Consider the following 22871-nt stretch of genomic DNA (forward strand, 5'->3'; position numbering starts at 1 on the left):
TTATTGTCCCAGCGATTTAATTTAACAGACTGGGCAGCGCTAAAGCAGGCAAAGCACAGTTTTTTCTTATGAAAGTTTATACTTTTTTGTAGGGTGAAAAAAAGATTGCGCCGTTAAGACGCAGTGTCTTTTGCGCAATCTTCTTGTTTATAACGCTACTTTTGCAACTGGTGATTTCCCAGTAACTTCGCCAGTTTTTTCTAGCGTCACCGATTCAATTTCAGCTGCATTTGTAAAAGCAACAATAATCGTTGTTTGTTTACCAGCTTTTTGAATCGCAGCTAAATCCATTTGGGCAATCTTATCACCAGCTGAAACTTTATCGCCTTCTTTAACATTTACAGTAAATGGCGCACCTTTTAAATCAACCGTATCAATTCCCATATGCACCAATACCTCTAACCCTTCATCAGTCAGCAGTCCTAAAGCATGTTTGGTTGGAAAAACACTGGTAACTATTCCTGCTACTGGTGCATAAACGGTGCCATTCACAGGTTCAACGCCAAACCCATCACCCATCATTTTTTGTGAAAAAACAGGATCATTTACTTCTGTAATTGCTAAAACCTTACCATCAGCTACATTGACGATAGTTTCGGTTACGCCTTTAAATTTCGTTGCTGCCTTGCTTGTGCTAATTTCAGCAATCACTTCTGTTTGTGGAATCTCCATACCAGAATCAATGGCATCTTGAATATCAGATTTTAAAATATCGGCTTTTGGACCATAAACAGCTTGTACGCCTTTATCTTTCACCAATAGTCCCATCGCACCTGCGTTTTTCCAATCTGGTTCTTTTCCAACCTTAGCTGGATCTTTAACAGAAACCCGCAAACGTGTCATACAAGCATCGACATCCATGATATTTTCTTTACCACCTAAAAGGTTAATCACTTTTACGATTTGAGAATTTGGATCAAGAGAGCCATCTGCTGAAACAGCTGCACTGTCGCCCTCTCCTTTATTGTCATTTTCATAGTTTCCATTACGTCCTGGTGTGGCAAAATTGAATTTTTTAATTAAGAAATTGGCAATGAAGAACATGGCAACCCCAAAGACTAATGTTACCCAAATAAAGTTGAATAAGTCGCCGCCTAAACCAGCCTTTATCGCCATTGGTGTACGCGTTAACAATTCGATATTGCCAAATGAATGAACGCGTAAATGTACGATATCTGCCATTGCAAAGGCTGCCCCTTGAACAACGGCGTAAACAACATACAAAGGCACTGCCGCAAACATAAACATAAATTCTAGCGGTTCTGTTACCCCAGTTAAAAAGACAGCTAGTGCTGCAGAAAGATACATTGATTTGTATGCATTGCGTTTGTCTTTGTCAACATTGCGGTACATTGCAAAAGCTAAGCCCATCAAAATACCAGAAGCTCCAATCATTTGCCCAACTTTAAAACGCGCTGGCGTAAAATGATTTAAAACATATTCATATTGTGACATATCGCCTTGGCCTTTTAAATTTACCAAGTCGGTTGCCCAGGCCAACCATAACGGATCTTGTCCAAACACCTGTTGACCTGCTTGTGCGCCTGACATAATTGTATATGCGCCACCTAATTCTGTGTAGTTAATTGGAATCGTCAACATATGATGTAGTCCAAAAGGTAAGAGCAGCCGTTCCAATGTCCCATATAAAAACGGTGCCAAAATTGGGGCGGTCTCTTGTGATTGTGCGATCCACAAACCAAAATTATTAATTCCTGCTTGGATCACAGGCCAAACAATCGCTAAAACTAATGAAACTAAAATAGAGCGGAAAATAACGACAAAAGGTACAAATCGTTTACCGTTGAAAAAGGCTAAGGCATCTGGTAATTTACGGAAGTTATAATACTTATTGTAAGCTGTCGCTCCCACAAAACCTGCGATAATACCAACAAAAACTCCCATATTTAATGCTGGAGCTTCCAAAACACTAGTGAAAAAACCATTTACCATAATTTTTGTGCCAAACAACGTTTTGGTCAGTGCTTCTGGATCTGCTAACATCTCACTTGTAACGCCAAAAATCGCACCAGTGATGCGGTTAATCAAAATAAATGATAGACCAGCAGCAAAGGCACCGCCTGCTTTTTCTTTAGCCCAACTACCTCCAATAGCTAAAGCAAATAAAAGATGTAAATTACCAATAATGGCCCAGCCGATATTTTCAATAACACCGCCTGTGGTCACTAACGCTCCTAGATCTGGATTAATCATTGGTATCGTTTTTCCAATACTAATCATTAAACCCGCAGCTGGCATTACGGCGATTACAACCATTAATGCCTTTCCGAATTTTTGCCAAAACTCAAAACTAATCAATTTTTTCAGATTTTCTTTCACTTACCTTCCACTCCTTTAGTCATTTTCGCTTTATTACGAATAAATAATTGCCTCTTTTGATTGCATCTTTCAGCGCAATCGGTTTCGTTACAAATTATTATAGCGGAGAGTTTTTTTTCTGTAAAGGTAAACTTGAATTTTTATTTTACTGAAACATTTTCACATTTTTTTTAATTAAAATAGGAAAATAAAATATTTCTTATGGTCAATACTTCATTTCCAGCTCCCAAATATTTTTATTGCAAACTTTTGCAATATATCTCTTGACTAACGCAATCGATTGCGTTTATTATTTACTTAACAAAGGATACAGGGAGGATTATAAAATGAATCAGATTCAGCGGTTATTTGACATTGACCCATGGAAAATTGCGACGAAAACTTTAGATAAACAAAACAGACGCCTACAAGAATCACTAACAAGTACCGGAAACGGCTATATGGGGATGCGAGGAAATTTTGAGGAGCACTATTCTGGTGACCATCATCTAGGTACTTATTTAGCTGGTGTTTGGTATCCAGATAAAACGCGCGTTGGCTGGTGGAAAAATGGCTATCCAGACTACTTTGGTAAAGTAATCAATGCTGTTAATTTTTTTAGCCTTACGATTAAAGTCAACGATACAACAATTGATTTGTCAACAATTCCCTATGAAGATTTTTATTTAGAACTTGATATGCAAACTGGGATTTTAACCCGCCACTTTACAGTCAAGGTCGCCGACGCTACAATTCGTTTCAACTTTGAACGCTTCTTATCGATTGTTAAAAAAGAATTAGCTGTTCTAAAAGTTACGGCCGAAGTAATTACAGGTAGCGCAACGATTACCATTGACTCTGCTTTAGATAGCAATGTTCGTAACGAAGATAGTAATTACGATGAATTATTTTGGGAAGAAAAAGCAAGTGGTAAAGAAAACGATGCTACTTACTTGACCGTCCAAACGGTACCCAACAACTTTGGAATCGAACGTTTCAGTGTGACTGCGTTAATGAAACACGATCAAAAATCATTAGCGACAACACCAGCACCGTTAGCAATTTCAGATGCTTTTTATTACGAAGCAAAAGCTGGGGAAACAATTTCTTTTGAAAAACGAATTGTCGTTTTAACGAGTCGTGATATTCCAGAAGAAAATCAAGTCGCAAAAGCAGTTGAATTGATGACTGCCTATGATCAATCGTTTGCTACATTAAAAGCAGAACAAGTTGAGGCTTGGAAAAAGCGTTGGGAATTAGCAGATGTTGCTATTAATGGTGATCCTGCAGCCCAACAAGGCATCCGTTTCAACTTATTCCAACTATTTTCAACTTATTACGGCGATGATGAGCGGTTAAATATTGGACCAAAAGGTTTTACCGGTGAAAAATACGGCGGTGCAACATATTGGGATACCGAAGCCTATGCTGTCCCACTTTACTTGGCCTTAGCAAAACCTGATGTCACCAAAAACCTTTTAAAATATCGGCATAACCAATTACCAGAAGCCCACATCAATGCCCAAAAACAAGGATTAGCTGGCGCTTTATATCCAATGGTAACTTTTACTGGGATTGAATGTCACAATGAATGGGAAATTACTTTTGAAGAGATTCATCGGAACGGTTCTATCGCTTATGCGATATACAACTATACGAACTACACTGGTGATGAAACTTATTTACAAAAAGAAGGATTAGAGGTTTTAACTGCTATTTCCCGTTTCTGGGCAGATCGTGTCCATTATTCAAAACGACAACAGAAATATATGATTCACGGTGTAACTGGTCCTAACGAATACGAAAATAATATTAACAACAACTGGTATACCAATATTTTAGCAGCTTGGTGCTTGAAGTACACCTTAACAAGCTACCATCGCTTAAAAGATCACACTACCGTTACCATCAGTAAAACAGAACAAGATAAATGGGAAGATATCATTGACAATATGTATTTACCTGCAGATGAAGAGCTTGGTATTTTTGTGCAACACGATACGTTTTTAGACAAAGATTTAATGCCTGTAACCGACTTAGACTCTGCTGAATTGCCTTTAAATCAACATTGGTCTTGGGATAAAATTTTGCGCTCTTGTTTTATCAAACAAGCAGATGTCTTACAGGGAATTTATTATTTTTCTGATCAATTTACTTTGGAAGAAAAACGTAAGAACTTCAACTTCTATGAACCTATGACTGTTCATGAATCATCTCTTTCTGCTAGCATTCACGCTATTTTAGCTGCTGAATTAGGCATGGAAGAAAAAGCGTTGGAAATGTATGAACGAACTGCCCGTTTAGATTTAGATAATTACAACAACGATACCGAAGACGGTTTGCACATTACTTCAATGACCGGTAGTTGGCTTGCAATCGTTCAAGGCTTTGCCCAAATGAAAACTGATCACGAAACATTGCGTTTTGCGCCGTTTTTACCAAGCAAATGGGAAAGCTATGCCTTTCACATCAATTACCGCGGAAGACTTTTAGCCGTGACTGTAACAAAAGAAGCAGTCACTTTAAAACTTGTTTTGGGAGAGGCCCTTGCAGTATCCTTGTATGATGAAAGTTATACCTTAGTAGACGAAATCACAGCAGCGATGAACAATTAAGTTGCCTTCACCAAGCTAACTTACAAATAAAATTTTATTTCTAGGTAAAATTTAGCTTGTTGTGACAGCACTTGTTTTTATCACGTTATCTAAAAAAAGCTGAGACAAAAGCCTACAAACGCTTGTCTCAGTTTTTTGTTTTTTACGCAAAATAAAAAATATCAATTCAGAATAAAGAATTTCGCTAGTTTTCTAACGTCAAAATTGCTATGATAGCAAAAGAATCCATTTCAAAATGAAACAGGGGGGGAGACCCATGAGCATCACTGTAAAAGATGTCGCCAAAAAAGCCGGCGTAGCTACTTCGACGGTTTCCCGCGTCATCAATGACCATCCTAGCATCTCTGAAGAAACCAAGAAAAAAGTCCGCAAAGTTATGAAGGACTTAGGCTACGTTCCCAACGTTACGGCGCGCAATCTCGGTAAACAAATTGCCAGTGCGATAGGCATCATCTTGCCTCCTTTAGATTCAAAAGAACGTTTAGGCAACCCCTTTTATTTAGAAACTATCGAAGCGGTCAACGAAGAAGCCAGTACCTATCAAATGTCTGTGGCTGTTGCTTCTGCGCCAGATTTTGAGACTCTTTTGGAAAATGTTAAACGGATGCATCTACAAAAACAAGTTGACGGCTTTATCTTAACTTATTCGGATAATCATGATCCAGTTATTGCCTATTTATATGACAATAAAATACCTTTTACTTTAATTGGACAGCCTTATCAAAACGAAAGCGAAATTGTTTTTGTCGATAATGACAACCAATTACTTGGAAAACAAGCAACGGAATATTTAATTGCCCGCGGGCACAAAGATATCTTATTTGCTACGAATACGACCCGGGAAAATCTTTATTTTGAGCGCTATTTTGGCTATCAAAAAGCCTTGATGATGGCAAATTTGACGACTCAACCGGCAGTTAAATTTGAAACACCCGAAGATTATGTTGTCTTTGAAGATATATTAAAAGATACCCAGGCTACTGCATTAGTCGTTATTGATGATCTGTTTGCGATGCGTATTATGCAGTTGGCCCAAATTTATGGTAAAAAAATTCCCGACGATTTATCGTTAATTAGTTTTAATAATTCCATTTTCTCCACACTCGTCCATCCTTATATCACTAGCCTTGATATTGATGTCGCTCGCTTAGGAAAAATGGCAACACAAAAATTGATGGAGCAAATTAATCAACAGATCACAGACGGGATTAAAGTCATTGTTCCCCACCAGCTAATCCAACGAGAAACTGTTTTAGACTTAACAAAATTATCTTAATAAAAAACAGATCAATCTAATACGCCTTAAATGTTCAACGCCAACATTGAACATTTAAGGCGTATTATTGTCATTAATCAATCTTTGCTGATTTTTTAATAACTATTGCAGTAAATAGACCCCCAACAAGCAAAATAAAATACCCATTGCCTCTTTTAAGTTAAAGGGTTCTTTAAAAATAAAAATGCCAATTGGGATTAACGCTAACGTCAATAAACTCGTGACTAAAATCGCTGACATATTCACAGGCCAGCCTGAACGATACATCCACAAATAGCCCACCTCTACAAAAACAATCGCAATTCCCAATAAAACAGTTCCCCAATTTAAATATTTTACTTCTTGCAAAAGGCTAGTTTTATGACTTCCTGATAAAAAAGTTACTAGACATATTAGCCATGCAATTCCATAAACAATCAAAAGTGAAAAGAACAGATTGCTCTTTTCATTCACACTCTTTGAAGCAAAATGATACAACAAATTAGCAAATACAGTTACGAATAACGGCGCATAAAACAATTGCAACACATCTCTTTCCTTTTTTTCTATTGTACCAAATCTCAAATGCTGCAGTAAAAATCAATAGGCAGAAAAGCTAGACAGCTAGAACAGTCAAAGCACTATTTTTTCTTGTAAAAATTTATCCTTCCTTTACAAATAAAAAACCTGCGGCAAAAATCAAAGTGACTTTTACCACAGGTTTTACTTTTGAAATTATTCTTTTGCACCAGGCTCTGAAGCGATAATGCTGCAGTCACCTTCAACTGTCCAATCAGAAATACCGTTTGGCATAATACAACTTGTTCCCATTGGCATTTCATAAGATTTACCGTTAACTTTTAATTCACCGAAACCGTCAATCACAGTCATTAACGTATATGGTGCATGAGCGTCTAGATGCAATTCACCTTTAACTTGCCACTCGTAAACGTTAAAGAAGTCAGTTTTCAAATAGGTGATAATACTTGAATTTCCTTTTTTTACTTCTGTTACATTTAATTCTGGTTTTAAAGCTGGTATGGTCGTTACATCAATAGATTGTTGGATGTGTAACTCCCGTGTATTTCCGCTATCATCTTTACGATCATAGTCATACACACGGTAGGTAGTATCAGAACTTTGCTGAGTTTCTAAAATCATAATACCTTTACCAATGGCATGAATTGTCCCACTTGGTACATAATAGAAATCGCCTTTTTGCACTGGCACACGAGTTAATAAGTCATCCCAGCGTTCAGCATGAATCATTTCAGCTAATTCTTCTCTGGTTTGTGCATGGTGCCCATAAATAATTTCTGCACCCGGCGCGGCATCAATGATATACCAGCATTCGGTTTTACCTAATTCACCTTCGTGTTCCATCCCATATTTATCATCTGGGTGTACTTGGACAGATAATTCATCTTCTGCATCTAAAATTTTAATCAGTAGTGGAAAAACAGGTTCAGTAGGATTACCAAACAACTCTTTGTGGTTTTGCCATAAATCGTCTAATTTTTGTCCAGCAAATTCGCCATTCTCAACGACACTTACACCATGGGGATGGGCACTAATCGCCCAATCTTCTCCAATTTTATCACTGGGTAAGTCAAAACCGAAAACTGTATGTAATCGATTGCCACCCCAAATTTTTTCTTGAAAAACAGGTTTCATAAATAATGGTTCCATTATCAATTTCCTCCTAGTTGTAATGTTTTGCCTCGTTTGGAAAATATTACTTTCTTTTTTATAACAACTTGTCTTGAAGTATTATACCACTTTTCACGTTTTGTGAGCCTTTTCTTTTAAATATAATGTAAGGATCTCATCTCTTTTTTTCAAATAAAGCTGGCGATTATCTAGAGGATGTACCCGGTTACTCAAAAAGATAAAACCGCTTTTATTTTCAGGGTCTAATAGCATAAAGGTCCCTGTATACCCAGTGTGAAATAACAACGGACGGCATTTATCATCTACAGTATATTTTAAATCCCAGCCCAAAGATCGTTTGTTAGTATGTGTTGGCGTTTGATCTGTCAAAAGCATTGCCACGGTTTCTTCACGTAGATAATCTTGGCCCCAATTTAAATACATTTGGGCAAAAATTTCTAAATCTGACAGGTTAGTAAATAGACCAGCATTTCCAGCTTCAGCTTGTAATACTCGCGCCTTAGGGTCGTGGGTTAAACCTTGCAAAACAGTGCCGTCAGGCAAGACTTCCGTTGGTGCAATTTTACTTCTTAACGCCTCAGATGGTAAAAATAAGCTATCATCCATCTTTAATGGTTCCAAAACTTCTGTACGAAAAATTTCAATAGTTGTCTTTTGATATATTTCTTCTAGCATAAAACCTAATAAAATCGTCCCCGCATCTGTATATTGGACAACTTTGCCTAAATTTTCGCCCGGTTGTAATTTTAAATAGGCCGCCTTTAACTCTTCTTTATTTAACTTATCTCGATTGGCAATCCATGTCTTAATATCAGAAGTATGGGTTAGTAAGTGGCGTAAGGTAATTTGCGGATTTCTAAAAGCGGGTAGATACTTTTGTAACGGCTGATCTAACTGTATAATCCCCTGTTGGTTTAAACGCAAAACAACGCTCGTGGTACAAATTACTTTGGTTAAAGAAGCCACATCAAACAGCGTATCTTTTTGTAAAGGTACTTTATGGGGTACAATCATCTGAGCGCCTACTATCGTTTCATCCACCGTTTCTTTTTCAATAAAGGCAAAAGCCGCACCAGGAAAGATACCTGCAGCCAGTTGCTCATTAATACATACTTTTGTTTTTGCATACATCTTATTCACCTTTAATTCTTAGTTGCTTTTTTTGATTTTACCACGTAATTCAAGAAAAGAAAGACTGCACAAACTCGTTTTGCTTTTAAGTATTAAAAGGAATTTCAATAAATTGCTGTGCAAATTTCTCAAGATTTTATCTTTTTATCCTTCAAAAAAAGAATCCGGACTAATCGTCCAGATTCAATCGTTTTGCTTTTTAATGCCGTTTTTTATCTTTACTAATGAACCACCATTCAATTCCGGTTGGATCGTAAATTGTAATAATTTGTTTTTTCTGATCGATGAAAAACGCAACGTTTAAACTTGCTAAGTGGTCTGCTAAAGCTAAGATATCTGTAGGTAAGACGCGAAACTGTAAGAAATCAAGCCCTAAAACATCATCTGTTGAAAGATCTAATGTTCCTCCTTGACCAGCCGTTAGTCCCACATGGAAGTTTCCGCCATTTAAAGCCAAAATACCACTCGTTTCATCTTGAACTTTTAGACCAATAACATTTTCTAAAAAATCTTGCTGCTCTTTTAAGCGACTTGTATTTAGATGAAGTTTATCAAAATGAACGTCATCTGATAAACGGGGAAATTCTCCTGTGGCTTTTTGCGCTAAATCAGCAAGATTAAACGCTGTTGGATTTTGATGTTCGCTTTTTGTGCCAAAATAAATTTCCAACTGATTGCCCTCAGGATCTTCAACTAAAATTCCCGTTGCATCGTTGTCTGCTAATGCATCTTTAATTGGATAGTCTGCTTTAATTAGACGTTGTGCCACATCGGCCAACTCCTTTTCAGAAGGAATCACCAAACACAACCGTTGTAATTTCTTAATTTCACCAGTGTGGTCTTGTGCATAAGGACTTTCTTCCAACCACAACAATTCGCTTTTACTTTTGGCGTTGCCAAAAATTGCTAATTCATTTTCTTCTCTTTTCAAATTAAAACCAATAATATCGCGATAAAATTCAATCATTAAGTTTCGATTTTTAACGCGTAATGCCACGGTCTCAAGCCCTGCCGCCGCTAGTGCAAATTCAGCCATTTTCTTTACTCCCCTTCCGACAAGATTATTGTACTTAGAAATCAGTCTTGTCGCAAATGATATCCCTTAGCTACTTTGTAGTAAAAACGTTATCTAAAGATAATTCATCTCTAAACATTATATCAAATTGTATTTTATCACTTTTTTAAGAAAAATTGGCTCAATTACCTGACTAAATACCATTTTTTCAAAATAATCAAAAAAAATCATTTTTTCTAATCATTCTAAGTAATGTCCTGACAAAAAATATACCGCAACTTGGATTTAAGCTTTTAAAAAGAAAAAACCTGCCCGCTTTTTTGCGGCAGATTTTTTTGAAGATAGTATTTTAATTTGTCGCCAGTACCGGTACTTTTGCTAAAATAGTAGTCCCAGAATTTGTAATGGTGTTATTAATGCATACCGATTGCACACCGGCTACTAGTGCCTTTTTAGCACTAGTGATTTTGGGAACCATTCCTCCAGTAACAATTTTTTGTGTCACAAATTGTTCCAATTGCTCAAAACAAACTTCATCTAACCACACATCATCTTTTTTAATTCCTGGTACATCGGTTAGTAAAAACAATTTTTTTGCCTGCAAACTTGCTGCAACCTGACAAGCTACTTCATCGGCATTAATATTAAGCCACTGTCCTTGTGGCGTGATGCCTAATGGCGCAATAACAGGGATTTGATCCGTATGAAACAAGGTTTCCAATAATGCATTTGAAATTTGGGTTACTTCACCAACGTAACCCAATTTTTTGCGATTAATAAAATCGCCTTGAATCAATTGATTACAGCCGGCATTTAACCCGACTGGTTGTAAACCAGCCCTTTGTAATGAAGTGGTAATCAATGGTTGGACTTGACCCAACAGCACCATCCGGGTAATTTCTAGTGTTTTTTTACTGGTAATACGCAAGCCCTCTTTGACCTCAACTTTTAAATTCATTAATGTCATCATTTTAGAAATATAGTGACCGCCACCATGAACGATGACAATCTTTTTATTTTCTGCCTGCCATTGTTTTAGTTGACTAAAAAAAGCTTTATCCAAATTGTCAGAGGCGATACCGCCCATCTTTACTACGATCACGTCATTATTTTCCATCTTTTATCACTCCTTAAATTTTGAAATCTACCGAAAACTTGATTTTAAAATCATCAGGTGTGATACAATGCGTTAATTTTGACATAATCATAGGTCAAATCGCATCCCCAGGCTTTTCCTTGACCATTGCCTTGTTGTAAAGTAACAAAAATTTTAATGACATCTTCAGTCAGTGCTGCTGTCATTTTTTGCATATCAAAAACCGTCGGCAGTCCATTGGCATAAACTATTTGATCCCCTAAAGTAATTGTAACCTCCTCAGGATTAATTGGACTTCCGCTATACCCAATAGCACATAAAATGCGGCCCCAATTAGGATCTTTACCAAAAATTGCTGTTTTAACTAATGGAGAACCAACTACTGATTTACTAATCATGCGAGCTATCAAATCATCGCAGGCTCCACTTGTAGTTACTTCAATTAATTTCGTTGCTCCTTCGCCATCTTTGGCAATCATTTTTGCCAAATCTTCCATCACTGTTTTTAAAAGTTCTTTTAGCTTTTGATAGGCTAACGTTTTGGTTTTAATTTCGTGGCCACCAGCAGCGCCGTTTGCCAGTAGTAATACCATATCATTTGTTGACGTATCGCCATCGACTGTAATCTGATTAAAAGTTACCTCCGTTAATTCTGAAAGTAATTGCTGTAGCGTCAAACTCGAAATATTGGCATCACAAGTTATAAAGCCTAACATTGTGGCCATATTCGGATGAATCATTCCTGAGCCCTTGCCACAGGCAGCCATGGTAATGCAATGACCATCTATTTCAGTTTGATAAACCACATTTTTTGTAAAGGTATCTGTGGTTAAAATTGCTTTGGCGAAATTATCAGCTATTCCCTGTTTTTGTAGACTTTCAATACCTGCAGTTACTTTTTCCATTGGTAGGGGTTTTCCGATTATTCCCGTTGAGGCGACGGCGACCAAATCCGGTGCAATCTGTAATTTTTTTGCCGTTACCGCAGCCATTGCTTTCGTATTTTTTAATCCTTCATCGCCGGTACAAGCATTTGCATTGCCTGAATTTACTACAACAGCCTGCAATTTTCCAGCTAGTAAAATTTCTTTGGTATAAGTAACGCTAGCTGCTTTAACCTGATTCGTAGTAAAAACGCCAGCCGCTTGTGCTGGTGTCATCGAGTATAGCCAAGCAATATCGTGATTTTTATATTTTAGGCCACAGTGATTCCCATCTGCTGCAAAACCTTTGGGTGTGGCGATTGTTCCATTAATTTTTTGCATATCTTTTTTCTCCTTTAAGGAAACATGGGCACATCCCTAAGCCCCGTGTCTTCGTCTAATTGCGCCCACAAATTGAAGTTTTGCAACGCTTGACCACTGGCTCCTTTGACTAAATTGTCAATGACACCCACCACGGTCAAAATACCGGTCTCTACATTCAAACCCAAGCCGATATCACAAAAATTGGTGCCCACCACTTGGCGCAGCTGTGGTAGCTGGCCAAGTGGCTGCATTCGGACGAAAGCACGGTGGTTATAACTTGCAGTATAGGCAGCATAAATTTCATTTTCCGTCACACCTTTTTTTATTTGGGCATAAAGGGTCATCATAATCCCCCGTTTAACTGGGATGAGACTCGTCGTAAAGTGAATATTGGTTAAAGATTTATCAAATTGTTGGAGCACGCTAATAATCTCTGGAATATGCTGATGCTCATTTAATTTATACATTGTCATATTTTCGGCGCATGTAACAAAATGACTACTGTCAGACAACGTTTTACCAGCTCCTGTTAAGCCGGATTTCCCGTCAAAAATTAGCGGAGTAGCTTCAATAAGATTTGCTTTTACTAATGGCATCGCAGTTAAAATGGCCGCCGTTGCATAACAGCCTGGGTTGGAGATTAAATTTCCCGGTTTTTTATCCATTAACTCTGGTAAGCAGTACTGTGCTTTTTTTAATAGTTTGGCATCAGCTGGCGTTTTTTTATACCATTTTTGATAAGTAGCGCCATCTTTTAATCGCAAGTCCCCAGATAGATCAATCACTGGAAAATTGGCAGCTACAAAAGGCACCGCTTCTTCTTTGGTTACGCCAGCCGGTGTTGCAAAAAAAACAATGTCATTTTCTGCCATCACCTGTTCTGGTGTGTACCCAATAATTGTCTTTTCTACTAAATCGTTTAGATGGGGATAAAGTTCGGCACTATTTTTTGTATGTTGCCCGTGGCTGTGTAAAGTTCCCAGCTCCAAAACGGGATGCTTGCAAATCAATCGTACTAATTCAAGCCCAGTATAGCCAGTTACCCCGATTATCGCAGCTTTCATCATCTTGTCACCTCACCTTCTAATTTATAAGCAATAAAACACAAGTTATTAAATTAATCTGATTATAAACATAAGCTTTTTTCACGTCAATGTTTTTTATTAATTTTTTTGATATTTTTTATATTTTTATACAAAATATTGTAATTATTTTCTTGCCCTAAAACATTGAATGCGCTGATTAATCACCTATTCTTGTAAACTAAGTTTTGAAAAAGCTTTCTCAAAAATATGCAACCCGTGGATGATTTCTGTGCTCGTAATAATCAGTGGTGGCAAAAGGCGTAAAATATTTTCCCCCGCCCGTAAAGTCAACATTCCTGCTGTCTCTAGCGCTAGCATAAGGTTTGTTACATTTGTTTCTTCCTGTAAAACAATACCAATCATTAAACCTTTGCCACGAATCGACGTAATGAAAGGCGCATTGAGTTTTTTTAATCCTGTCACCAATTCTTCACTACGCATTTTTACATTCTCATAAATATTTTGATCAGCTAATTCAGTTAATACCGTCTTTGCGGCTACCATCGCCATTTTATTGCCACCAAACGTCGATCCGTGACTACCCGGAAGAAAAGATGCACCTAGTTCCTTTTTGGCTAACATCGCTCCAACTGGAAATCCATTTCCTAAGCCTTTTGCTAAAGTTACAATATCTGGATAAATGGCATAGTCTTCAAAAGCAAATAAGCTACCACAGCGACCAATTCCGGTTTGAACCTCATCGACAATTAAAAGACAATCATTCTCACGACATAACTTGGCTACTGCTTGTAACCACTCTTTATCTGCCGGAAGTACACCGCCTTCTCCTTGAACTACTTCTAGCATTACTGCTGCGGTCTTTTTCGTTATCGCCTTTTGTAAAGGTGCCAGTTCGTTAAAGGGGAGATGTACAAAATCTGGTACTAGCGGGTGAAAACCTGCCTGAATGCTTTTTTGACCGGTGGCAGACAGCGCACCATATGTTCGTCCGTGAAAAGACTGCCAAAAAGTTATAATCTGCGTTTTTCCCGTTTTTTTTCGGGCTAATTTAATTGCCGCTTCGTTGGCTTCTGCGCCACTATTACAAAAATAAGCTAAATAATCAAAGCGCTGGCACAATTTTTCCGCAACTTCTTCTTGCAAAGAATTTTGATAGAGATTAGGCGTATGCCACAACTTTTCTGCTTGCTTTTTTAATGCACTATTTAATTTTTCATTCCCATACCCCAAATTACAAACACCAATACCGCTAGTAAAATCCAAATATTCTTTCCCCGTATGGTCTGTTAAGTAGCAGCCATTTCCCGACATAATTTCATACGGTTTTCTTTGATAATTTGAAAAAAGATACGACATCCAACCACCAACTTTAAGTTTTATGTATTAATATACATAAATATGCAATTAATCACAAGGATTATTTTTATTTTTGCTTAAAAAACACAAAAAATATTCGCATTTTGTATAAAACAAACAAAAACAGCCTAAATTTGGTATTACGAGCTAGATTGTGAAGCCGGAGATGGATATACTTGCGACAAAGCTAAAAAGTCTAAATTTACCAAAAGTTTAGAAAATAACTTTTAATAAATTTAGACTTATGAATTAAACTATGCTTTTTATTTTAGTCAAATATCTTATTGGGGTTTAGTATAGCATTGGGATCTAGAGCTGTTTTAAGCTGTCGCATTAAGCCTAATTTTTCAGGCGGGAGATTTTTCATAAAGTATTTTTTCTTTAACAAACCAATCCCGTGCTCAGCAGAAGGTAAGCCACCTATAGCAGCAATCTTTTCATAAAGCTGATTCAAAAAAGTTGCTAACCGCTCTTGCCAAAGTGTATCTGCCAAGTTTTGTCGCATAATACATGCGTGTATATTCCCATCACCAGCATGGCCAAAAAACACACCGTCTAGCCCCAATGTCTCTGTCAATTTTTTCATATAGACAATCGTATCGGTAATCTGATTAATCGGTACTACAATGTCTAATGGTTCTTGTTGGCTACTTGCTTCTACCCCAGAAACAATTGCGCCTCGCAGTTGCCAAATCAGATTAGCTTCTTGGGTTGTAAAAATTTTAAAAGTCGTAATATCAGCTTCTTCTAGCAATTTTTTTAAGCTTTCAATTTGATTTAGACATTCTGCGTTGCTACCATCTACTGTTAATAATAAAAAAGCTGTGCCGGTCATAGTTGGCATCGGAATTTTCAAAAAATCAGCAGCGTATTTTAAGCCACTTTTTTCAAAAAATTCCAACGCAGCCGGAGTAATTGTTGAAGCTAAAATTTGATAAACAACTGGCGCCAAGTCTGTTAAATTATTAAATCCAATTAATAAACTACGGGAAGTTGCAGGCTTTACGCGCAACTTCAGCTGTAATTGGGTGATGACACCTAGTGTTCCTTCTGAACCGATAAATAAGTCTTTTAAATCATAACCTGAACTATCTTTATTATTTAAACCACCAACAAAGACAATACTGCCATCGGCTAATACCACTTCCATCCCCCGGATATTATCTCTTGTTACCCCATACTTAAGTGCGCGCATTCCACCAGCATTTGTGGCTGCCGTGCCACCAATTGTAGCCGCTTTAGAACCAGGATCTGGCGCGTAAAAATACGGTGTAGGTGCTAAATAATCTTGAATTGCCTGTAGCGTTACTCCTGCCTCGACGGTTAAAGTTAATGTTTGTTCATCTAGTTTTATAATTTGCTGCATCTCTTTTAAACACAGCAAAAATTCCTCTTGCTTGGCAAAAGTTGCCCCCGTGAGTCCGGTATAGCCCCCGACTGTAATAATTTTTTGCTGTTTACTTGCTGCGTCTTTTATACAAGCTACAACTTCTGCTGTATCGGTTGGATAAAAGATTCCAGCTGCATTTCCTATTTCACCAGTCACCTTATTTTGTAAATATGCTGCTGGTACTTTTTTGTACACTTGCCTCACTCCCTAACTTTATCACTCCTTAAATCTTAACGGGTAAAATGTTGCGCCAATCGGTCACCACCCCACTGAATAAGTTGCACCACTACCACTAATAGTAAAATAATCACCACTAAAACCAATGTTTCATAACGATAATACCCATATTGAATTGCCAAATCGCCAATTCCACCAGCACCAATTGTTCCCACCATCGCAGAATATCCCAACAAGCTAATAACTGTTAATACAAGGCCGCGAATTAAGCCCGGTAAGCTCTCAGGAATAATCACACCTAAAATAATTTGTTTGGTTGTTGCACCCTGGGCAACACTGGCTTCTAAAATTCCCGGATCAACTTCTGCAAAGGCCCCTTCTGCCACTCGAGCAAAAAAAGGAATCGCTGCAATAGATAGTGAAATTGCAGCTCCTGTCGGCGTATAAGGGTCCCCTAAAATGGCAGCCAAAAAAGGAATCAGGGTTACCAGTAAAATGAGAAACGGTAATGATCGAATTGCATTAACGATAAAACCTACTGTCTTGTGAAGGAGGATATTTTGATGAAATAAAACATTGCTAGCTAAAAACAACAGTAAACCAATTAATCCGCCAACTATAACGCCGATAATTGTCGCGACAGCCACCATATAAAAGGTGTCTGCCAAAGCTTTAGGCAAATGCTGTTGTAAAATTTCTACGGTTTCTGCCATTTGCTTTCCTCCTTAATTTCTTTTGTGGCAAATACTTTTTCTGCTAATTGCAAGACTGCCTTTTCCACATTCTCTTTTTCTCCGGTTAAATAGACCAGCAAAATACCAATTACATCATTTTGAATGTATTCAATTTTTCCATGGATAATTGAAATAGCTACATCAAATTGTTTGGCAACATCTGTAATTAAAGGAGCCAGCGTATTATCCCCTTGATACCTTAATTCAATTAAGCGTCCTTGGGCTAAATCCGGTAGCAGCTCTTGAGGTAAATGTAGGTTCAAATAACGCCCCACTAATTTTTGCGTAATAAGCGCCTTGGGATTTGCAAAGATATCGTAGGTGGAAGCCATCTCCACCACTTTTCCTGCTTCCATCACTGCCATGCGATGAAAGAGTTTTTTAGCCACTTCCAATTCGTGGGTAATAAAAACAATGGTAATTCCTAATTTCTGATTGATTTCAGCTAAAATTCGCAAAATTTCCTCTGTTGTCTCTACATCTAACGCACTCGTTGCCTCATCACATAATAAAATTTCTGGATTATTCGCTAGTGCTCGGGCGATACCAATTCGTTGCTTTTGACCACCAGACAATTGATTGGGGTAGCTATCCATTTTATCGCTTAAATCAACTAAAGCCAGCAATTCTTTTACCCGTATCGGCAAAAGAGCCTTATCACAATTACCTGCTTTTAGTGCAAAAGCAATATTTTCTGCCACGGTTTTATTATTAATCAAATTGAAATGTTGAAAGATCATCCCGATTTTTTGACGGAGCTTGCGTATTTGATCTGTCGGCAATTGCGTAATTTCTGTCCCATCAATTTTAATACTGCCTAAACTAGGTCTTTGTAAGAGGTTTAGCGTGCGGATTAACGTACTTTTCCCTGCACCACTAAGTCCTACGACCCCAAAAATCTCACCTTGCTTGATTGTTAAACTAACATCTTTGACAGCAGCAAAAGTCTTTTTTTTCTGGGTAAAATTGACTGTCACATGTTCTAAAACGATTTTATCCATCCCAAAACTGTCCTTTCTAAAAACCGATTTATTGCCAATCAGCCGGTTTATCAAAGTCTTTAAAATCTGATTTTGCAATGGCATCTTTAAAGTCTTGACTAACAAGGGCTGCTTGAATGGTCTTGGCTAACTTAGTATCTTTATCTGCGGTGCGTACCACAAATACATTTTTATATTCTTCTTTTAATTTTTCCAAAGCCAAGGCATCGACCGGATCTAGTTTTGCTGCCCAGGCGAAGTTGCCAGGTACTAATGCTAAATCAACAGTATCAATTGACCGCGCCAATTGTGCTGCGTCAAGTGTCTTAAATTCCAAATTTTTAGGATTCTTATCAATATCGTCTACTGTTGCTTTTGTTTCATCCACATCACCTTTAATTGTGATTAAATTATTAACTGAAAGTAATTGTAAGGTCCGGGCCAAGTTAGAAGCATCACTCGCAATCGCTACAGTGGCACCTTCTTTGATTGCAGCTAAGTTTTTTAATTTTTTAGAATAAATCCCCATCCCTAACGTGGGAACAGTCCCAATCGCAGTTAGATCCAAATTATTATCAGCAGAAAATTTTTCTAAATAGGCGGTGTGTTGGAACAAATTTGCATCAATTTGTTTCGCATCTAATGCTTTATTGGGCTGAACATAATCATTAAATAATTTGGTAGTCAATTTAAAACCATCTTTTTCAACTAACGGTGAAATGACATCTGTCACCATATCCCCATAAGGTCCTGGTGCTACGCCAACGACAACCTCTTTTGTAGCACTATCAGAAGATTTTTGTGCCGCTTTTTTATTTTCACCACCGCAAGCTGCCAGCGTTATTACTGCCCCGAGTGTCACAATCCCTGTTACTATTTTTTTCAATTTCATCTTTTTTCCTCCTTTTTTAATTTCCTGCTTTTACTTTGAAAGCTTATAAATAAAAAAGCTCTCGTCCTTATTTTGCCTAAACAAAATAAGGACGAGAGCGTAAGCTTTTCGTGTTACCACCTTTATTCATCGAACAATTCGTCCGACCTCATCATAGTACGTATTCATACTACTGTGCTATAACGGGCACTCCCGTCAACTGCTTGTTCAAAACTCACAGTTTCCTGCTCAAAGACCATTTTCCAGATGCCCTTGTTTACTTCTTTTCACCCACCGAAGCTCTCTTTAAAACGCATCATCTGTACTTATCTTATCGTCGCATTTGTGTTATTGCTAGCAATGATAAAGGATTATGCGCTCCTCGTCAACCTAAAAATTATAATTTTCTGATATTTCTGTCAATAAAAAAACTGATTACGTCATTTTTATATTGGAATAATGTGATTAAAATACTGTTTTTCTAAAAATAAAATAGACTTGGCAAGCGCCAAAAATATTTTGCCGTCTGCCAAGTCTATGTCACTTATTCCTCTGTTGCCAGTTGCGCTTCATAAGCAGCAACTTTTTCTGGATGATGCTTTTGCAAAAAACGCTTTTTAAAAATTAGAAACTCTTCTAAGTCCATCAAAATATGATACAGGCGCGCTTTGCGTAAAAATTCTTCTTTGGTTTGCGGCAAACTGGCATCTTCAATCTTTTGCACCAATTGGTCCATCATGTGCAGTTGATGAATTGGTTGACTCATCTCCCCAAAATGGGCTGCAATTTCATTTAAAAAAGCAACAATAACGGCAGAATCGCTCTTAATACGGCGTAATTTTTTTATTTCATAATGCAAATTATGCAAGACATTGCACTGCTGTGTCCGCATTTCAAAATAATCTAAATAAAAATCATCGGTTAGCGGTAAGCGATTTTGCTGGTAGGCAAAAGCTACTTGAGTATAGTTGTGCAACTCTTTTTCCAAGCCGATAATATCATCCCACACGTGATTATTAACCTCGCTGTCGGCCAAATAGGCAGCTAGTTTTTCAAAAACGATTTTAAACTTCTTTTCGCTGATTGTCCGGCAGTAATTCAAATATTTTTTTTGGCTTTCATAATGCTGAAAGTGATTTACGACAATCGCAATAAAAAGACCAATCACCAAAAGCCAAAATTCATTGATTATCGCTGCTAACGTAAGAGCTTTTCCTGCTAGTAAATGGGTAAGCACAACAGCATTGACCGATAATGTGGGCAATAGATTACGCGCACTTAAACCAAATGTCAAAAGTACGAGAATGACACCATAACTTATCCATTCTAACTGGTGAATGGGTTGGATAAAAAAAGCTAACAAAACCGTTACCAAAAAAGTGCCTATTCGTTGTAAACACAGACGCCACGTTTGCACTTTAGTAGTTGAAATCGTCAATAGCGTGATAATCCCCGCTGAAGCGGCGAAGTTCAATCCTAATAATTCTGCCAGTAAAATGGCCAGAGCACTGCCGATCCCAATTTTTAAAGCATAGCCTAAATGTTGTTGCCACGTATTTTTCGTTAATAAATTCATCAATCGTCTCCTTTATTTTACAATTTTATTTTATTATACTGGAAAAACAACTGTAATTGGGGGTCTACTTTGTTCTTTAAAAGTTCTTTATTTAAAAATGATTCCTTATCTTAACTTTTCAGTGAGCACCACTTTTTTTATATCTACATCACGCATTTTGCTTTTTATATTTTCTTTGATAACTTTAAGTTTTTGTATATACAACTATACCAATAAATAATTTTATGTATTAATTACTTATTTAAAAGCAATTTATTACCTATACATAAAAAGAATCATTTGCTATATTATTACAATAGCGGAGGTGATAATTTGGAAAAGAAGTATTACCAATTACTTAAAGAAAAATTTCCAAAAAAAGAACAAGTCTTAACCGAACTGATAAATTTAGAGGCTATTGTGCAATTGCCCAAGGGAACAGAACACTTTGTTAGCGATCTTCACGGAGAATTTGATGCTTTTGATCATGTTTTGCGTAATGGCTCAGGTAGTGTCAAAGAAAAAGTTAAAGAGTGTTTCCAAGCTATGCCCAAAGTCCCGATTACCGATTTATGCACCCTTATTTATTACCCAGAAGAAAAATTGGCGTTACAAAAAGCTTCTTTAAAGCCACAAGCATTAATCGCCTATTATAAAGAAAATATTCCTTATCTTCTGCAAGTTACCAATTATGCTGGACGCAAATATACCCGCTCAAAGGTTCGAAAAGCACTCCCACCGCAATTTGCGTATATTATTGAAGAATTACTAACTGAAGTAGATACAAAAAAAGACAAAATCGATTATTTTACTACGATTGTGAATCGTATTATTGAATTAAACCAAGCACCAGCCTTGATTACTGCCTTATGTAAGACGATACAACGCCTAGTAGTTGATCATCTTCATGTAGTAGGCGATATTTATGATCGGGGACCTAAACCTGATCAAATAATGGAACGCTTAAGCAATTTACCTTCTGTCGATATTCAATGGGGTAATCACGATATCGTCTGGTTAGCAGCTGTTGCGGGTTCTCCAGTAGCCGCGATGAATTTATTACGGATTTCTTCTCGCTACGGAAACTTAGATATTTTAGAAGAGCGTTATGGTATCAATTTACGCCCTTTAGCGACCTATGCTCAAAAATACTACGAACCAACCCCGGCTTTTAATTTAAAAGCCGAAGACATGCACACATTTTCTGAAGCTGAACAAATTTTATTCAATCAAATTCAGCAAGCAACTGCTATTTTGCAATTTAAATTGGAGGGCCAATTAATCTTGCGCCGTCCGGAATTCTTATTAGACAAACGCAATGTGCTAACGTTTATCGATTATTCCAGTCAAACCATCACGCTTGATGACGTCGTGTATCCACTGGTTGATTTCAATGGCCCTACTGTGGATGAAAAACAACCACTAACCTTAACAAAAGAAGAAGAAACCTTAATTGCCCGTCTCCTTTCTTCCATTCAAGAATCTGAAAAACTAAAACGCCATATGGATTTTATGTTGGCTTCAGGATCTATGTATTTGTGTTATAACGATAATTTACTATTCCACGGGTGTATTCCGTTACATGAAAATGGCGATTTAAAATCGCTACGAATTAATGGCCACAATTACGCCGGCAAAGCATTACTCGATTTTTACGAAGAACAAGTCCGTAAAAGCTATTTAGACCCTAGTTGCCATGATGATTTTGCCACAGATATGCTGTGGTATTTATGGACCGGGGAAAGTTCTTCACTTTTTGGTAAAGAAGCCATGACAACTTTTGAACGCTACTACATTGCTGACAAAAAAACGCATATTGAAAAGAAAAATCCTTACTATCGCTTACGTAATGATGAAACAATTTGCCAAGAACTGTTAGCCGAATTCGACTTGCCTCATCATGGCCATATTATTAACGGGCATACACCTGTTAAAGAAAAAAAAGGAGAAGATCCAATCAAGGCCAATAGTAAATTGATTGTTATCGATGGCGGTTACGCCAAAAGTTATCAAAAAACGACCGGTATTGCTGGTTATACGTTATTATCCAATAGCTATGGTATGCAACTAGCCGCTCATCAACCCTTCACCTCGGTTGCAGATGCTGTGAAAAACGGGACCGATATTATTTCGGTTAAACGCCTAGTGGATGAAGTTATCCACCGTACGAAAGTAAAAACGACCAATACTGGCGTTAAAATCTGTCACGAAATGGCGGATTTAAGTTATCTCTATCAAAATTTCGACAAAATTTAAGCAAAAAACGCCAAAACAAAACAATTGTTATTGCTAAAACAGGAATTTTATTTCCTGTTTTTCTGTTTTAGCGATTCTTTTATTCATATATAACCTTAATAAAACAGCATGAAAATCGTTTACATTCATTTTCTTTTCATTATTTTATCAGTTTGAG

17 protein-coding genes and 1 other annotated feature are annotated in these 22871 nt (G+C 37.3%); of the genes, 3 read left to right on the top strand and 14 right to left on the bottom strand.

Annotated features, from left to right (window positions below; all coding sequences use genetic code 11):
• Positions 1-147 precede the first annotated feature (147 nt).
• The gene (locus tag P3T75_RS11170) at positions 148-2328 is read right to left on the bottom strand and encodes a PTS transporter subunit IIBC (RefSeq protein WP_206902410.1); all 2181 of its coding nucleotides are present in this window, start codon (positions 2326-2328) and stop codon (positions 148-150) included.
• A 338-nt stretch (positions 2329-2666) separates the two neighbouring features.
• On the opposite strand from P3T75_RS11170, the gene P3T75_RS11175 reads away from it, so the two are divergent.
• Both P3T75_RS11175 and P3T75_RS11180 read left to right on the top strand, forming a co-directional pair.
• The gene (locus tag P3T75_RS11175) at positions 2667-4934 is read left to right on the top strand and encodes a glycoside hydrolase family 65 protein (RefSeq protein WP_282461632.1); all 2268 of its coding nucleotides are present in this window, start codon (positions 2667-2669) and stop codon (positions 4932-4934) included.
• A 256-nt stretch (positions 4935-5190) separates the two neighbouring features.
• Entirely contained in the window at positions 5191-6210 is a 1020-nt protein-coding gene (locus tag P3T75_RS11180; RefSeq protein ID WP_206902299.1) for a LacI family DNA-binding transcriptional regulator, read from the top strand.
• A gap of 102 nt (positions 6211-6312) precedes the next feature.
• On the opposite strand, the gene P3T75_RS11185 is transcribed toward P3T75_RS11180, so the two are convergent.
• The 13 genes from P3T75_RS11185 to P3T75_RS11245 form a co-directional block, all read right to left on the bottom strand.
• A complete protein-coding gene (locus P3T75_RS11185) occupies positions 6313-6558 on the bottom strand; it encodes a hypothetical protein (RefSeq protein WP_206902422.1) in 246 nt (81 codons plus the stop codon).
• Between the two features lie 366 nt (positions 6559-6924).
• Positions 6925-7881, bottom strand: a complete 957-nt coding sequence (gene manA / locus P3T75_RS11190) for a mannose-6-phosphate isomerase, class I (RefSeq protein ID WP_206902409.1) — start codon at positions 7879-7881, stop codon at positions 6925-6927.
• Positions 7882-7971: 90 nt separating this feature from the next.
• Positions 7972-8991 carry a serine hydrolase domain-containing protein gene (locus P3T75_RS11195; RefSeq protein WP_282461633.1) on the bottom strand — a complete coding sequence of 340 codons (1020 nt, stop codon included), beginning with the start codon at positions 8989-8991 and terminating at the stop codon, positions 7972-7974.
• Between the two features lie 199 nt (positions 8992-9190).
• On the bottom strand, positions 9191-10027 hold the full coding sequence (locus P3T75_RS11200) for a VOC family protein (RefSeq protein ID WP_206902297.1): 837 nt from the start codon (positions 10025-10027) through the stop codon (positions 9191-9193).
• 328 nt (positions 10028-10355) lie between these two features.
• Positions 10356-11123 (bottom strand): acetylglutamate kinase, encoded by a 768-nt coding sequence (gene argB / locus P3T75_RS11205; RefSeq protein ID WP_282461634.1) that lies wholly within the window; start codon positions 11121-11123, stop codon positions 10356-10358.
• Between the two features lie 53 nt (positions 11124-11176).
• Entirely contained in the window at positions 11177-12367 is a 1191-nt protein-coding gene (gene argJ, locus P3T75_RS11210) for a bifunctional glutamate N-acetyltransferase/amino-acid acetyltransferase ArgJ (RefSeq protein WP_282461635.1), read from the bottom strand.
• Positions 12368-12381: 14 nt separating this feature from the next.
• The gene (gene argC / locus P3T75_RS11215) at positions 12382-13413 is read right to left on the bottom strand and encodes an N-acetyl-gamma-glutamyl-phosphate reductase (protein WP_282462604.1); all 1032 of its coding nucleotides are present in this window, start codon (positions 13411-13413) and stop codon (positions 12382-12384) included.
• Positions 13414-13599: 186 nt separating this feature from the next.
• The gene (locus P3T75_RS11220) at positions 13600-14751 is read right to left on the bottom strand and encodes an acetylornithine transaminase (RefSeq protein WP_282461636.1); all 1152 of its coding nucleotides are present in this window, start codon (positions 14749-14751) and stop codon (positions 13600-13602) included.
• Between the two features lie 268 nt (positions 14752-15019).
• Complete coding sequence (locus P3T75_RS11225; RefSeq protein ID WP_282461637.1) at positions 15020-16336, bottom strand: FAD-binding oxidoreductase; 1317 nt, start codon at positions 16334-16336, stop codon at positions 15020-15022.
• A 35-nt stretch (positions 16337-16371) separates the two neighbouring features.
• On the bottom strand, positions 16372-17031 hold the full coding sequence (locus P3T75_RS11230; RefSeq protein WP_230710232.1) for a methionine ABC transporter permease: 660 nt from the start codon (positions 17029-17031) through the stop codon (positions 16372-16374).
• Positions 17016-18053, bottom strand: coding sequence for a methionine ABC transporter ATP-binding protein (locus P3T75_RS11235; RefSeq protein ID WP_206902290.1), 1038 nt, complete (start codon positions 18051-18053; stop codon positions 17016-17018). The genes P3T75_RS11230 and P3T75_RS11235 overlap by 16 nt, the downstream gene beginning before the upstream one ends.
• 28 nt (positions 18054-18081) lie before the next feature.
• Positions 18082-18924 carry a MetQ/NlpA family ABC transporter substrate-binding protein gene (locus P3T75_RS11240; RefSeq protein WP_282461638.1) on the bottom strand — a complete coding sequence of 281 codons (843 nt, stop codon included), beginning with the start codon at positions 18922-18924 and terminating at the stop codon, positions 18082-18084.
• Positions 18925-19008: 84 nt separating this feature from the next.
• Positions 19009-19250: a binding site (T-box leader), on the bottom strand.
• A 197-nt stretch (positions 19251-19447) separates the two neighbouring features.
• Complete coding sequence (locus tag P3T75_RS11245) at positions 19448-20479, bottom strand: aromatic acid exporter family protein (protein ID WP_282461639.1); 1032 nt, start codon at positions 20477-20479, stop codon at positions 19448-19450.
• Positions 20480-20791: 312 nt separating this feature from the next.
• Between P3T75_RS11245 and P3T75_RS11250 the strand changes: the two genes are divergently transcribed.
• The gene (locus tag P3T75_RS11250; protein WP_206902287.1) at positions 20792-22714 is read left to right on the top strand and encodes a fructose-1,6-bisphosphatase; all 1923 of its coding nucleotides are present in this window, start codon (positions 20792-20794) and stop codon (positions 22712-22714) included.
• The last annotated feature ends 157 nt before the right edge of the window (positions 22715-22871 follow it).

Origin of the sequence: Enterococcus montenegrensis (genome assembly GCF_029983095.1) — a bacterium.
GTDB lineage: Bacteria > Bacillota > Bacilli > Lactobacillales > Enterococcaceae > Enterococcus_C > Enterococcus_C montenegrensis.

What these genes read in the sequence shown, in the direction of transcription:
- P3T75_RS11175 (WP_282461632.1), top strand. Translation starts at nt 2,667, where the DNA reads ATGAATCAGATTCAGCGGTTATTTGACATTGACCCATGGAAAATTGCG.
- P3T75_RS11180 (WP_206902299.1), top strand. Translation starts at nt 5,191, where the DNA reads ATGAGCATCACTGTAAAAGATGTCGCCAAAAAAGCCGGCGTAGCTACT.
- P3T75_RS11195 (WP_282461633.1), bottom strand. Translation starts at nt 8,991, where the DNA reads ATGTATGCAAAAACAAAAGTATGTATTAATGAGCAACTGGCTGCAGGT.
- P3T75_RS11200 (WP_206902297.1), bottom strand. Translation starts at nt 10,027, where the DNA reads ATGGCTGAATTTGCACTAGCGGCGGCAGGGCTTGAGACCGTGGCATTA.
- argB (WP_282461634.1), bottom strand. Translation starts at nt 11,123, where the DNA reads ATGGAAAATAATGACGTGATCGTAGTAAAGATGGGCGGTATCGCCTCT.
- argJ (WP_282461635.1), bottom strand. Translation starts at nt 12,367, where the DNA reads ATGCAAAAAATTAATGGAACAATCGCCACACCCAAAGGTTTTGCAGCA.
- argC (WP_282462604.1), bottom strand. Translation starts at nt 13,413, where the DNA reads ATGAAAGCTGCGATAATCGGGGTAACTGGCTATACTGGGCTTGAATTA.
- P3T75_RS11220 (WP_282461636.1), bottom strand. Translation starts at nt 14,751, where the DNA reads ATGTCGTATCTTTTTTCAAATTATCAAAGAAAACCGTATGAAATTATG.
- P3T75_RS11230 (WP_230710232.1), bottom strand. Translation starts at nt 17,031, where the DNA reads ATGGCAGAAACCGTAGAAATTTTACAACAGCATTTGCCTAAAGCTTTG.
- P3T75_RS11235 (WP_206902290.1), bottom strand. Translation starts at nt 18,053, where the DNA reads ATGGATAAAATCGTTTTAGAACATGTGACAGTCAATTTTACCCAGAAA.
- P3T75_RS11240 (WP_282461638.1), bottom strand. Translation starts at nt 18,924, where the DNA reads ATGAAATTGAAAAAAATAGTAACAGGGATTGTGACACTCGGGGCAGTA.
- P3T75_RS11245 (WP_282461639.1), bottom strand. Translation starts at nt 20,479, where the DNA reads ATGAATTTATTAACGAAAAATACGTGGCAACAACATTTAGGCTATGCT.